The sequence below is a fragment of the Paenibacillus sp. FSL L8-0470 genome, from assembly GCF_038008625.1.
Classification (GTDB): domain Bacteria; phylum Bacillota; class Bacilli; order Paenibacillales; family Paenibacillaceae; genus Paenibacillus_AQ.
Genome location: NZ_JBBOZM010000001.1, coordinates 6,919,289 through 6,933,407, shown reverse-complemented (window position 1 = coordinate 6,933,407; position 14,119 = coordinate 6,919,289). Strand labels below are relative to the sequence as shown.

The following is a 14,119-nucleotide window of genomic DNA, read 5'->3' as shown; positions in this document are numbered from 1 at the left end:
GTTTGTCTTGATGATTTAAAAGAAAGCCGATTCGAAAGGAGATTAACAATGGGGCTATTGGAAGAGCCGGTCATCTCAATATCTGGCTTATGGATGAATTACAGTGACAGAATGGTGCTGCGGGGAATCGATCTGGAGGTTCACCGGGGGCAAATCATTGGCTATATCGGACCCAACGGGGCGGGCAAGAGCACCACGGTCAAGATCATGCTCGGATTGGTAGAGGGTTACAACGGTACGGTGAAAATTTTTGGCAGAGACATCGCTGACGGAGATACTGCCTACAAAAGGCGGATCGGCTATGTGCCTGAGGTTGCAGAGCTGTATGACAGCCTGACCGCGAGGGAGTATCTGACATTCATCGGCGAACTGTACGGCATGAAGCAAAAGGATGCCGATGAGAAGGCGGAAAGGCTGATGGGTCTTTTAAACCTGGAGAGGGCCTACGACATGCGTATCGCCTCCTACTCCAAAGGGATGAAGCAAAAGGTGCTGCTGATTTCCAGCATGCTGCATGATCCCGACATCTTATTTCTTGATGAACCGCTCAGCGGGCTGGATGCCAACAGTGTAATGATCGTTAAAGAAATCTTCGCCTCACTCGCGGCACGGGGCAAGACTATCTTCTATTCCTCGCACATTATGGATGTGGTAGAGAAGATCAGCAGCCGGATCATCCTGATCGACGGAGGAGATATCGTAGCAGACGGCAGCTTCTCGCAGTTGAAGGAGCAGAACAGGGAAGGCTCGCTGGAGGAGATCTTCAATCAGCTGACCGGATTTGACCAGTACCGGGATATCGCCGGTGAATTTGTAGCGGTCATTGCTGAGGGTGCTCCGCATGAATGATTTCTTTGTATTGAAGCTGCTTGACCGGCTGCAGGGAGGCTTCAAGAGAATCGGTGTCGATTATGGTATGCTGCGCAACATTCTTCAAGTAAAGCTGACCATGGACGGAAGGCGGACGCCGACGGTATTTGCGGGATCACAGAACAATAAGCAGGAGACCGAGGGTTCGCCGTTCCGGGTGCAGTGGTTTTATTTACTGATCGGTTTGATGATGATTTTCATCGTTATTCCCAAGGGAAATTATATCCTGATGATGAGTATGCTGTTTAGTGTGGTTATGTTCATGATTATGACAACACTGATCTCCGACTTCTCCTCGGTCATGCTGGATCTGCGGGACAAGAATATTTTGTTCTCCAAGCCGGTGAACCGCCGGACCTTGAGCATGGCGAAGAGCCTGCATATTCTCATTTATTTGCTGACAGTCACGCTGACGTTTACGGGACCGTCACTGATCGCTTCGATATTTATCCAGGGAGTGCCTTTCTTCCTGCTGTACGCTGCTGCGGTCATTCTGATGGACTGCTTTATCCTTGTATTTACCGCGTTGCTCTATTTATTGATCCTAAGGGTCTTTGACGGGGAAAAGCTCAAGGACATCATCAACTATGTCCAGATCATTTTATCCATTGGAGTTACGGTGGGCGCCCAGCTGATTTCCCGCTTGTTCAACATCACTGAGCTGGGTGTTACTTTTAAAGCGGCCTGGTGGAATTTTCTGTTCGCCCCGATCTGGTTCTCTGCTCCGTTTGAGCTGCTGATTGCCGGGAAAAAGAGTGCCCATCTTGTGGAGCTGGCCCTGCTTGGCCTTGTGGTGCCGCTGATACTGCTTGCGGCATACATCAAGCTGATGCCGACATTCGAACGGAGTCTGCAGAAGCTGGCGGAGCAGGGCGCTGCGGGCAAAGATAATGGACGCTTGTCCCGGCGGCTGTCTGCGATTGTATGCCGGAACAAGGAAGAGGGGATGTTCTTCCGGTTTACCTGGTCCATGATGAAAAACGAACGGGATTTCAAGCTGAAGGTATACCCGTCCATAGGATTGTCGCTGGTCTTGCCCTTTATCTTTATATTCAACCAGGTGTGGAGCGGAGACATGGAGGCGGTCAGAGGCTCCAAAGCTTACCTGTTTGTTTATCTCAGCGCAATGCTGGTGCTGACTGCTGTGCAAATGCTGCGTTATTCGGCCAGCTATAAGGGCGCATGGATTTATAAAGCTATTCCACTGCCCGAGACGGCCGCGGTGTACCGCGGGATGCTTAAGGCGGTGCTGCTGCGGCTGCTACTGCCATTGTTTGTCTTGGAAGGAGCGGTATTCGTCTGGCTGTTCGGAGGCCAGATCATTGTAGATTTGTTCGCTGTGCTGCTGGCCTCGCTGCTGTATACCGTCATCTGCCATCGCATGATGCCGCAGGCGCTGCCCTTCTCTGAGAAATATGAAGCTGCCAAGCAGAGTGATTACAAAGGGATTTCCTTTGCCTTACTGTTTATATTAATGGGATTTGCCGGGGTTCATTATGTGTTCACCTTGTTCTTCCCGGGAATTTACATCTATTTGGTAATTTTGGCAGCTCTCAATTGGTGGGTTTGGCATATTTCCTTCCCCCAAGCCGCTCCGCGAAACGGGAAGCTCCCAACTCTCGGCGCTTGAGGCAGCAGGCAAATATGGACATTTTTTGCCATCCTCAAAAAAGGGGTTCAAGTTCCAGTATTTACTTAGACAGATTTCCAAATAAAAGGTAGAATACAGCTGAAGTTAGTTCTCAGGGATCACCTATAATCTTTACACACTCTTCCGTTTATCTGATACTCGTATATTGATTTTATACTTGAGAATACATGCAGCGATAATGATAATATAACCGGTGAAGAGGTCAACTATGGATCAAATGGGAATCCACTATAACATTTGGATTGTTTTGCTATCTTTCGCGCTGGCGGCAACCGCGGCCTATTCAGCGCTTAATCTGATTTCACAGGTTTCCCATTCTACGGGCAAGATCCGGCGTTTGTGGCTGCTGTCGGGGGCATGTGTGCTGGGCAGCGGAATCTGGGCGATGCATTTTGTCGGCATTATGGCCAGCCGCCTGCCGTTTGAAGTCGGTTATCATCCGGGCAGAGCGGTGTTGTCCCTGCTGATCAGCATCCTTTCCAGTTTTCTGGCCCTGGGGATTGCGGTAGCATCCCGCCAGCGGCTGCTCAGGCTGCTGGCCTCCGGCTTCATTCTGGGCGGTGGAATTTCTGCCATGCATTACATCGGGATGTCCTCTATGGAGATGGACGGCAGACTTCACTATGAGCCAATGGCTCAGGGCATATCTATGATGATTGCTCTTCTGGCCTCTTACATCGCTGTATTTCTGTTTCGCAAGTTTAAGGATTACACAGGCTTCAGTGCCAGGAAGCTCTGCTCCTCGCTGTTCATCGGGTTTGCGGTAACCGGAATGCATTATATCAGCCTGAGTACAAGCCGCTTCGAGCTCAACAGTTGGCTTGGGACTAAGCCCTTTCTGATGGAGACGGATTTCATTCTGTTGACAGGGGTATCGCTGGTAACTCTGTTTATGCTCGCTATTTCTGGAGGCGCCGTGTTTCTGGACCGGCATGTTCTGGAAAAGATGGCCTATCATGACCCTTTGACCGAGCTGCCGAACCGGCATGGGCTGGAGCGTTACTTTCTCGAGGAGTTCTTTGGGGTGAACACGGGTGCGGTGTTTTTTGTCGATCTGGACCGGTTCAAGTCGATTAACGACACGCTGGGACATGACATCGGCGATGAACTGCTGCAGGAGGTTGCAGACAGGTTGATGTATTGTGTAGGCTGCCAAGGCAAGGTCTTTCGGATGGGCGGCGATGAATTTCTGATTGCGCTGCCGGATTGTACATTAGAGAATGCTCAGGACATGGCAGAGCATGTATTGCGGGAGGTTAAGAAATCCTACAGCATTAAGGGCAATGAGCTGTATGTAACAGCGAGTGTCGGAATCAGCCTGGCTCCCGTGCATGGCACGGACCGCTCTGCGCTGATGAAAGCCGCGGATACCGCGCTGTACACCTCCAAGGACTCCGGCAAAAATAAATTCAGTGTGTTCGATCAGGAGATGAACCGCCACCAGCTGCGGCGGATGTCACTGGAGAAGGATCTGCGCAAGGCGCTGGCCCGCTCTGAATTTATGGTAGTTTATCAGCCGAAGTGGGATTCATTTATGAACGTCACTGTTGGACTGGAGGCGCTGCTGCGCTGGAGGCATCCGGAGCATGGGATCGTCTCTCCGGCAGAGTTTATACCGATTGCCGAAGAGACGGGCCTTATCGTGCCGATTACGTACTGGATGCTGCATGATGTATGCGGCCAGAATATGCTGTGGCACAGGGCTGAGGTAGCGAATGTTCCTGTATCCATCAATATGTCGGCCCGGATGTTTGAAGGCGGAGGCCTGTATGATGTGGTGGAGGAGGCGCTTACACGCTCTGGTCTGGAGCCGCATTTTCTCGAACTGGAGATCACGGAATCCATTGCAATGAACAATATGGAGGAGACGGTAGCACAGCTCTCCAAGCTGCGGAATCTCGGGGTGCGTGTATCGCTCGATGATTTCGGTACAGGGTTCTCTTCACTCGGTAATCTGGATGAGATTCCGGTCAATACGCTTAAGATTGATCAGGTCTTTATCCGCAAAAGTAAAATGCATTCGAAAAAAGCGATTATCAGCAATATTATTGCGATTGCCAGTAACCTCAATATGGAGGTTGTGGCCGAAGGTGTAGAAACCACCGAACAGATAGAACTGCTGCAATCCCTCGGCTGTCGGGTAATGCAGGGTTTCTATTACGGCCGTCCGATGCCGGTTCATGAACTGGGTCAATGGTTTATAGAAAATACAGCCTAGACGCTACATACGTTTATATAACTCAATGTACTATACAAGAGGCTGGTCATCACTGAGAAACAGGATGGCCAGCCTCTTGTTCAAAGATAAGAATTTAGCACTTGTTAAGTCTGTAGCATTAAAAAAGCAGCGAAGTCTTGTTGAGACTTGCTGCTTTATTAGAATTAGATTTTAAAGCTCTCCACCAGCACCTGCAGCTTCTCAGCAAGTGAAGAAAGGAACGCAGCGGAGGATTCAACCTCTTGCATAGCTGCAAGCTGCTCCTGGGAGGAAGCGGATAAGGTCTCGGCGCCTTCGGCAGTCTGGTTCGATACTGCGACAATATTCTGAATCGTTGTCACGAGTCCGTCGGAGATCAGTGCCAGTTCACGGACGGTCGCCGAAATCTGCTGGCTTTGTGAAGACATATCGGAGACAGAAACTTCTATCTCGGAGAAGGATTGCCCGGCAGACAGGATCATTTCTCTGCCCTGCTGCATTTCATCCGTGGAACGTTTCATGGTTTCTCCGGCCTTGTCCATCTGATTTACAATGAGATTGACCAAATCGCCAATTTGACCTGCTGATTTAGCTGAGCGTTCAGCAAGCTTACGAACAGAGCCTGCAACAACAGCAAAGCCTCGGCCTTCTTCACCGGCACGGGCCGCTTCTATCGCCGCATTCAACGACAACAGGTTGGTTTCTTCGGCAATGCTGGCAATCGTACCGACAATGTTCTCAATTTCCTTGGAATGACTGCCCAGTGTCTCGATAATAGCGGATAAATCGGTAATGCTGCCGCTGACCACCTGCATTTGCGAGGTGGTGGAATCCATCGCTTCCCGTCCTGTCCGGGCTCTCAGTGCATTGCTGGCCGCATTGTTCATGGCGCTGTCCGCATTGTCGGCAATGTCGGTAATAAACCGGGACATATCCTGTACAGCTTTATAGCTTCCTTCCAAATTGTCCAGCTGCGTATGGGCCCCATCCGCCAGCTCAAGGGTGACATTGACACTATGCTCTCCGGCCCGGTTCGTTTCCTGAGCGCTTGCTGAGAGTTCCTGGGAAGAAGAGGCCACCAGCATGGAGGTATCATTGACCTGGGTGATGAGGTAGCGCAGGCTCGACGTCATTTCGTTAAAGTCGCGGGCCAAGGTGCCGATTTCATCCTTGCTCTTGAACAGGAGCGGTTCACGGGTCAAATCGCCCTTAGCCACGTTGTTAACTGAACTGGATAGTTTGGTGAGCGGTCTAACCATGCGCCGGATGGCCAAATACGCGGCAATAATAGCTACTACCAGTATGGATGCGCCGATAATGAAAGGCTGAACGATGATGTCCCTCGTACGCGTCTGAATCAGCGGGCCGTCAAAATTGATGGCCATAAGTGCGATAATGGGCTTCGTGGGGTCATGATCCTGATAAATGGGGCCGTACCCGGTTTTGAGGGAGGTGCCTTGATATGTATAAACTTTGGAGTATGCGGAATGCTTCATGGTAGTAATCATTTCTTTATCTTTATCCGAAAAATAGAAAGTGTCGCCGGCCTTATAGCCTCTTTCTTTGAAGCTTTTGTCTGCGGCAAGCACAGTACCGTCCAAGGATAGGATGAAGGCTTCCTTGAAAATCGGTTTATGGTTAATAATCCAGCTGATCCGGTCTTCTACAGCGGCCACCTTACTGCTGTCACCTGACACCAGTGCCGATATGTCAGCGGGATCTACCAGGCCGGTAGTAATATTCGCACAGCCTACCAGTTCGATACCTGCAGCTTCATCCACTTGTCTGTAAGCGGCGCGGTATCCGAAGAACCCGATGGATGATCCGACAAGAAGTAACACAATGAGCATCATCCAAGTTAATTTTGTTGCCAATTTCATGTTTTGTACCACCAGCCCTGACTAAATATATTCAGTGAATCACTGTTCACTGCTAAGATTATAGCGTATCGCGGCTCCTAGAGCAGTATCTAGAATGTAGTATTTTTGTGTCGGAAAATGCAAACTTTGCCTAAAAAAATCACTTTTGCAATGACTCTGATCATGTCCAAAAAGACAAAAGCATTGAATCATCACCTGCCGAAGTGTTACGCTTAAGGCAGGACTAACGGACTGGGAGCTGAAAGGGATGCCGCAACAAATCGATCCGTTGATTGAAGCCGTAGGATTGTCTATGTGGAGGGTGCAGCGTAAAATCACTTCACAGATGTCATTGCATAAAGAAATCGGTCTGACTGTGCCGCAATTCGGACTTTTGCGCATGATCGCACAGGAGAAAAAAGCAAGGGTGATCCAACTGGCCGATAAGCTTGAGGTGAAGTCCAGTGCGGTTACAGTCATGCTGGACCGGTTAGAAGCGCTGGGACTTATCGCACGCGAGCCGGATGAGAATGACCGCAGAGCAGTTATTGTGACTCTTACAGCCAAGGGCCAGGAGCTGCTGGAGGAAGCGCAGTACCGTTCGCTGCTGCTGCTTGCCGAACATTTATCAATCCTGAAGCCGGAGGAATTGCAGAACTTCGCGGACTATTACCGGATACTTGAGAAGCAGGAACGATAACGGGATTGGCCTGAGGGATACAGAAAGAGCCGCGCTCCAAATGGGAGCGCGGCTCTTTCTGTACTGCTGCTTAATCCGCCTATGTTATTCTACGGCGGTCTTTTTATCCGGCAATTGGGTCACATAGCTGTCTGACAGCTGGCGCAACCGCAAAGCATTGGTATATTCATCTTCGGTACCGTCAGGAGTTTTCCCTCCGGCAGCCAGTTTATATTGCGTATTGTCTTCAAAGCTGTTCCCGGGAATCAACAGCCCGGAGCTGGCAATGAAGGAGCCGGTTGGCAAATAATAACGCTGCGGCAGCAGATTGTATGTCTGGCTGAGCAAGTCCTGGCCGAAGTGGATATTGTTCGCCATGGAGACACCCAGCAGGCTGGCAGCCGTTGGCATAATATCAATTTCTCCGCCAACTTGTTCCAGAGTTTGTGGCTTGAGGCTGTCTCCGGCATGAATAATTAGCGGAATATTGAGCATATCGGAATATTCATATTCATGTCCGTATATTTCAGTCATCAGTTCTTTGTCATCATGGTCCAGTGAATAAATCGGCAGTCCCATATGGTCTCCGTAGACCATGATCAGACTGTTATTCCAGACACCACTTGCTTTGAGCTCTTCAACAAATTGTCCGAAGGCATAGTCGGCATAATTCTGCGAACGGATATAGTCTCCGACAAAGGTGCCCTCATAACGCTCAGGCAATTTCATTTGATATTTCTCTGCCGGAATGGTGAACGGATGGTGCGCTGACATGGAAATGACCTGAGCATAAAACGGCTTGCTGCTGTCATCCATTTCTTTCAGCTTCTCGGCAGACCGGCGGTAGAGCACTTCATCGGAAGAACCGAAGAAGAAGGTATCTTCATCTCCGAAGAACTTATGGTCGTAATATTGCTCCCAGCCCAGTGAACTGTAGAGCTCGCCGCGGTTCCAGAATTCCACATCATTCGTATGGAAGGTGGCTGTCTGATACCCGTTGGCCTGCAGCAATTTCGGCAGACTTGGCAGATCCTTGTCGACATATGCCATCGTAGCCGCACCTTGCGGCGGAATATAGTAAGAAGAGTTAACAACGAACTCCGCATCCGAGGTATTTCCCTGCCCCACCATCTGGTAGAAGTTAGGGAAATAAAGACTTTCATCCATCAGACGGTTGAGGTTCGGCGTAATTTCTAGGCCGTCCACTTTTAGTCCCATCAGAAAGCTCTGGAAGGACTCGAGCTGAATGATGATCAGGTTCTTGCCTTTGGCAGCACCCTGAAGCGGGGAGACAGCTGCGGGATCAATTCCCTTCAGCTTGTTGATAGCATCCTGCGTAATCTCACTGGCGTTCACAAGCTCTGTTTTATCTTGAGCAAAAATGGTATAAGCCTCATAATTGAGGATACCCATCTCCTGCGCTTTCTTGATCTCATTCATACTGGCCTTATTGGGCAGTATATTGAACAAGCAGAGTGCGAAGGAAACGGCGAACAGCACGCTGAAGGAAAGCTTGCCGTTGCGGCGGTGGTCACAGCGGTTAATATTATCCTTTTTATACGTCCGGCCCTTCTTATTAAAGAAGAAATAGATGCCCAGGATGATAATGTCGGCAAATATCAGCAGATAGTAAGGGTCCATCAGTGAAAATACGCTGTTGCGGACAGCAGTGACTTGGTTCACCTGCTCTGCTGCATGGTAAGTGACAATAACTCCGTAATATTTAAAGTACATAATAGCGGCGAAAAAGATCGCGGTAACGAGCAGATTGACGGTCATATAATAACCAAGCTTCCGTTTGGAGGCAAAACGCTCAATAAGGCAAAAAAGCGCCCAAACAAAAGGAATTTCGGTTAATATTGTTTTCCAGGGCAATAAATCTCCAAAGATTACACCCCAAGCCAGACAGCTTTTGAGAATGAAGATGATCGAGAAGAATACAAATGGTTTAACCAACCATCGTTTAATAGTAAGGGATGACACAGCTTCGCCTTCTTTCTGCAAGATGAAACGCCGTTTCCCGGCTAGGAGGACGCAGCGCATAGACAAAAGAATTCCATATTAATAGAACTTATTATGCAGTGCTGGTGGAGGAATGTCAAAAATCAGAATCGTCGTATAACCACCATGAACCGCGTAAAGCGATATGCGCAGGAATGAAGCCGGGATTATAGCACTCAGATCAGTTTATATCATGGAAAAAGGACGAAAACGGCCACCGATGCTAAAAAGGGGCTCGGGAAATAGTGGGGGTGGGCATACATGGAATATGCGGAAATAGTTCTTTCAGTGAGATCCCTCGTGGAATATGTCTTTAGCAGCGGCAGTCTGGAGCCGGGATTCCGCAGTGGAGCAGCGATGGTGGAGGGTACGCGTATTCATCAGCACATTCAGAAGCAGTATAAGGAAGGAGACCGTAAAGAAGTCTACCTGAAGACAGAAATTGCCCATGAAGGCCTTATATTTAGGATCGACGGACGCTGCGACGGCCTGCTCACCGGGGAGGACGGAAGTGTGACGGTCGAAGAGATCAAATCAACGGCCGGTCCGCTCGAACCTGCTTTCGAAGGCCGGGAGGTGCACTGGGCGCAGGCATACATGTACGCCTATATGATATGTCTAGCACAGGAGCTTACTTCTATTGAGGTCAAGCTCACCTATGTCCGGCGGGGCGGTGAAGAGCAGCGGAGCCTCTACAGGCAGTTGTCCAAAGAAGAGCTGATTGCCTTTGCCGTTGATACGGTAGCGAAATATGCCCCTTATGCTGAGCTGATGGTCAGGCATGAGGCGCAGAAGGAAGCCAGCATCCGCGGGCTGTCGTTTCCCTTTGCCGAATACCGGCAGGGACAGCGGCATTTTGCGGCTGCGGTCTATAAATCAGTCACGGAGGGCGTTAATCTGTTCGCCCAAGCCCCGACCGGTATCGGCAAAACGATGTCCACCCTCTTTCCTGCGCTCAAAGCATTGGGAGAAGGCAAGGCAGCCGGGCTGTTCTATTTGACCGCTAAGACGGTTAACCGGTTCGCCGCGCAGGAGGCAATAGCCATGCTGCTGAAAGGCGGGCTTCATGTGCATGCTATTACGCTTACGGCAAAGGAGAAAGCCTGTTTTCGTGATGAGGGGCTGTGCACTAAGGACTTCTGTCCCTTTGCCGACGGATATTATGACCGGATCAATAACGCGCTGCTGGACATGCTGGAGCATGAGACGCTGATGACACAGGACGTGATTGCCAGGTATGCCAAGAGACATCAGGTTTGCCCGTTTGAATTTTCGCTGGATGCCGCCTATGCCTGTGATGCCGTTATATGTGATTACAATTATATTTATGATCCCCGTATCAGCTTAAAGCGGCTGCCGGAGGAACGGAAGAAGAAGACGGTGCTGCTGGTGGATGAGGCCCATAATCTGGTGGACCGGGGGAGGGAGATGTACTCGGCCAGTCTGGCGAAGGCTCCGTTCCTCTCGCTGCAGCGCCAGTACAAGACCGTTAACCGCTCACTCGGCGTTGCCGCCAAAGCGGTAAATGCTTTTTTCATTGCCCTGCGCAAACGCTGCAATGAAGAAGGGGCAGGTGAATGGACGATGTATCCGGAGGAGCTGCCTGCCCTGCTGGAGAGTTTTGCCGCAGAAGCGGAGCTTGAGCTGCTCAGCCCTTCGCCTATTTCGCTGGTTGCACAGGAGGGGGAAGAAGACGGTGAAGGCGGGCTTTTGGATACGTATTATGCGGTGCAGGGGATGCTGCGCACGTTCAAGACCTATGATGAACGGTATGTCACCTATGCGGAAGTCCAGCGCGGGGATGTGGTGCTGAAGCTGTTCAATCTGGACCCCTCCTTTTTGCTGCAGCAAATGGGAAAGAGCTACCGCAGCCAGATCTTCTTCTCGGCTACGCTGTCGCCGCTTTCCTTCTACAGGGACATGATCGGCGCGGGCGAGGAAGACTACAGCCTGAGTGTGCCCTCTCCCTTTCATAAGGAGCAGTGGCAGGTGTCTGTGCTGCCAGTCTCCACCCGTTATCGCGACCGGGCCGATTCTCTGCTTCCACTGAGTGATGCGCTGAAAGGATTGGTCTCCCGGAAAGGCAACTATCTGGTGTTTTTTCCTTCGTATGTCTATTTGCAGAATGTTTATGAGATATTCGCGGACAAATATCCGGAGGTTCCCACGCTGGTGCAGAGCAGCGGTATGAGTGAACCCGAGCGGGAGCAATTCCTCTCCTCCTTTCGCCCGGATAACCCTGAAACACTGCTGGGCTTCGCCGTGCTGGGGGGGATATTCTCGGAAGGTGTGGATTTGCCCGGTGACCGCCTGAACGGTGTGATGGTTGTAGGGGTAGGCTTGCCGCAGGTAGGGCTGGAGCGTAATCTGCTGCGTGAATATTTCCAGTCCCGGGGAAAGAACGGTTTTGATTACGCCTATGTCTATCCCGGCATGTGCAAGGTGCTGCAGGCTGGGGGCAGGCTGATCCGCAGCGAGAATGACAGCGGAAGCATTGTGCTCGCAGATGACCGGTTCCTGCAATATCCATACCAGCAGCTGCTCCCCGGGGAATGGAGAAACTACCTTGTACTGGCTTGAACGCTTATAATCTAATTGTACTTCTATGAAAAGATGCTGTTCACTAGAGCGCTACAGGAGGGAATTAAATGACACTTAATATCGGAATCGTAGGAACAGGCTGGTTCTCCAAGGTGCATGCCGATTTGCTCACAGGCATGGAGGATGTGTCGCTGAAAGCCATCTGCGGCAGCAGCAAGCAGAAGGGTGAAGATATGGCCCGTCCGTATGGAGCAGAGGGTTATGGTGAAATGACAGAGATGCTGGAAGCCCATAAGCTGGATGCCGTGTACATTTGTGTACCTCCACAATCGCATGGAGCGATAGAGCGGGCGCTGATTAAGAGAGAGATTCCTTTCTTTATCGAGAAACCGCTGGGGTCAAGCACGGAAATTCCGGCAAGTCTGCTGCAGGATATTAAAGAACATAATTTGCTGACCTCGGTTGGCTATCATTTCCGTTATCAGGAGAACATAACGCGGCTGAAACAATCCCTGAGTGGAGATAAGGTAGGAATGATTGTCGGACAATGGATGGGAGGGATGCCCGGCGTAGCCTGGTGGCGCAACCAGGAACAATCCGGCGGACAATTCACGGAGCAGACGACCCATATCGTCGATCTGCTGCGTTATCTGGCCGGCGAGGTGACAGAAGTATATGGTATGTTCGGGAACCGGATCATGCATGAGCAGCACGAGAATGTAACGGTAGCTGATGTGGGCACAGTGTCGCTGAAGCTGGCAAGCGGCGTGGTTGCGAACATTTCCAATACCTGTGTGCTGCCCGGCGAGGTTGGCCGTGTCGGACTCAGCTTCTACAATGACAACGGGATGCTGGACTGGAATCCGGAACGTCTGCTGGAGGTGCGCAGCGGCGACAGCAAGGAATTCGTTAATGCAGGCAATCCTTACGCAGTGGAGACCGAGGCTTTCCTGCATGCGGTGCGGACCGGAGACCGCTCACGGATTCTCAGCGATTATGAGGACGGCTACAAAACGCTGAAAGTAACCTGTGCGGCTTATGAGTCGGCTCAGCGCGGCCTGCCGGTGAAACTTTAGGAATAGCCGCTTTTGGCTTTAAGTAAAAAGAAACCTGCCGGATCGGTTAAATGATCGGCAGGTCTTTGGCCCAAGCCGGGTCGGCCTAGTGGAGGAATACCGCGAGAAGTGCCGGTGCAAGTCCGATCGAGAACAGCGCCGTCAGAATCATCGAGATACTGGAGATGGTACCGGTCAGGGAGCTCAGCTCAAAGGCCTTGGATGTCCCTGTGCCGTGTGCGGCGGTTCCCAGCGATACACCGCGCGCTATTTCGTTGTCAATGCGGAAGAGGCGGAGTACGGTTGGCCCCATCAATGTTCCCAGCACGCCGGTGAGAATTACGAAAACAGCCGTAATGCTCGGGACACCGCCAATGCTTTGCGAGATGCTCATGGCAATCGGTGTCGTCACCGAACGGGGTACCAGGCTGGTCGCCAGTTCCCCGCTTAAATGCAGCCACTTTGCCAGCAGCATCGAGGAGAGCACTGCAATTACTGTACCCGAGAACACGCCCGCCGCAATTTCGGCGGCGTGTTTTTTGAGTACTTTGAAGTTTTTATGGAGTGGGATCGCAAAGGCGATGGTCGCCGGCTGCAGCAGATCTGTAAGCCATTTGCCTCCCGCATTGTAAGATTCATAAGGGATGCCCATCAATAGCAGAAAGAGGATCATCGCCAAGGGTGTTATGATGAGCGGAGAAGCATACATCTTGGTGCTGGAGGCATAAATTCGTTTGGAGATGAGATACACAGCAATGGTGAGACCTAGCAGCAGCAGTCCTGTAATCATCAGCTTTTACGCTCCTTCACTTTATAGATGGCTCCCGTAAGCAGGCCCGAACCGGCCATTACCGCAAATGTGCCGACAAGCACAACCGCCAGCACTTGAAGGCCGTCTGCTTCAAGCAGACTCGAATATTTCATCACTCCGATAGCGGAAGGGATAAAGAACAGCAGCAGCTCGGCAAGCAGCCAAGAGGCACCGACTTCCACCCAGTTCAGGCGGATGACGCCAGATTCCAACAGCAGGAACAAGAGGATCATCCCGATAATGCTTCCGGGAATAGGTATATGAAGTAGTGGAGTCAATGTATTGATAAGCATTGAGAATATTGTAAGTCCGGCTACCTGCAGCAAGCCTAGGGATAACTTTTTCATAAGGCTTCGCTCCTTTCATGATAATGAAAGTTTACATCAATTGTTTTCATAGGTAAAATGAATAGATCGAATAAATGACATTCCTTTTGTCTATGCATGGGAGGCGAT

General features: G+C 50.7%; 10 protein-coding genes. 6 read left to right on the top strand and 4 right to left on the bottom strand.

Annotation, left to right across the window (positions count from 1 at the left end; all coding sequences use genetic code 11):
* Nucleotides 1–48 precede the first annotated feature (48 nt).
* From NST99_RS31590 to NST99_RS31580, 3 genes are all read left to right on the top strand, one after another.
* On the top strand, nucleotides 49–849 hold the full coding sequence (locus NST99_RS31590) for an ABC transporter ATP-binding protein (protein WP_038597612.1): 801 nt from the start codon (nucleotides 49–51) through the stop codon (nucleotides 847–849).
* Complete coding sequence (locus NST99_RS31585; RefSeq protein WP_341096953.1) at nucleotides 842–2,500, top strand: hypothetical protein; 1,659 nt, start codon at nucleotides 842–844, stop codon at nucleotides 2,498–2,500. Before NST99_RS31590 ends, NST99_RS31585 begins: the two co-directional genes overlap by 8 nt.
* Before the next feature lie 229 nt (nucleotides 2,501–2,729).
* Complete coding sequence (locus NST99_RS31580) at nucleotides 2,730–4,739, top strand: putative bifunctional diguanylate cyclase/phosphodiesterase (protein WP_341096951.1); 2,010 nt, start codon at nucleotides 2,730–2,732, stop codon at nucleotides 4,737–4,739.
* A 164-nt stretch (nucleotides 4,740–4,903) separates the two neighbouring features.
* Here NST99_RS31580 and NST99_RS31575 read toward each other — a convergent pair whose 3' ends face one another.
* Entirely contained in the window at nucleotides 4,904–6,598 is a 1,695-nt protein-coding gene (locus tag NST99_RS31575; RefSeq protein ID WP_341096949.1) for a methyl-accepting chemotaxis protein, read from the bottom strand.
* Between the two features lie 247 nt (nucleotides 6,599–6,845).
* On the opposite strand from NST99_RS31575, the gene NST99_RS31570 reads away from it, so the two are divergent.
* Nucleotides 6,846–7,277, top strand: coding sequence for a MarR family winged helix-turn-helix transcriptional regulator (locus tag NST99_RS31570; protein WP_341096947.1), 432 nt, complete (start codon nucleotides 6,846–6,848; stop codon nucleotides 7,275–7,277).
* Between the two features lie 84 nt (nucleotides 7,278–7,361).
* Here NST99_RS31570 and NST99_RS31565 read toward each other — a convergent pair whose 3' ends face one another.
* Nucleotides 7,362–9,299 (bottom strand): LTA synthase family protein, encoded by a 1,938-nt coding sequence (locus NST99_RS31565; protein ID WP_341096943.1) that lies wholly within the window; start codon nucleotides 9,297–9,299, stop codon nucleotides 7,362–7,364.
* A 219-nt stretch (nucleotides 9,300–9,518) separates the two neighbouring features.
* Here NST99_RS31565 and NST99_RS31560 point away from each other — a divergent pair, with 219 nt between their 5' ends.
* Together NST99_RS31560 and NST99_RS31555 are read left to right on the top strand one after the other, a co-directional pair.
* Nucleotides 9,519–11,837 (top strand): helicase C-terminal domain-containing protein, encoded by a 2,319-nt coding sequence (locus NST99_RS31560; protein WP_341096941.1) that lies wholly within the window; start codon nucleotides 9,519–9,521, stop codon nucleotides 11,835–11,837.
* Nucleotides 11,838–11,905: 68 nt separating this feature from the next.
* Entirely contained in the window at nucleotides 11,906–12,874 is a 969-nt protein-coding gene (locus NST99_RS31555; protein WP_341096940.1) for a Gfo/Idh/MocA family protein, read from the top strand.
* Nucleotides 12,875–12,959: 85 nt separating this feature from the next.
* Here NST99_RS31555 and NST99_RS31550 read toward each other — a convergent pair whose 3' ends face one another.
* Together NST99_RS31550 and NST99_RS31545 are read right to left on the bottom strand one after the other, a co-directional pair.
* The gene (locus NST99_RS31550) at nucleotides 12,960–13,643 is read right to left on the bottom strand and encodes a CidB/LrgB family autolysis modulator (protein ID WP_379145741.1); all 684 of its coding nucleotides are present in this window, start codon (nucleotides 13,641–13,643) and stop codon (nucleotides 12,960–12,962) included.
* A complete protein-coding gene (locus NST99_RS31545; protein WP_038597597.1) occupies nucleotides 13,643–14,011 on the bottom strand; it encodes a CidA/LrgA family protein in 369 nt (122 codons plus the stop codon). Before NST99_RS31545 ends, NST99_RS31550 begins: the two co-directional genes overlap by 1 nt.
* Nucleotides 14,012–14,119: the final 108 nt, after the last annotated feature.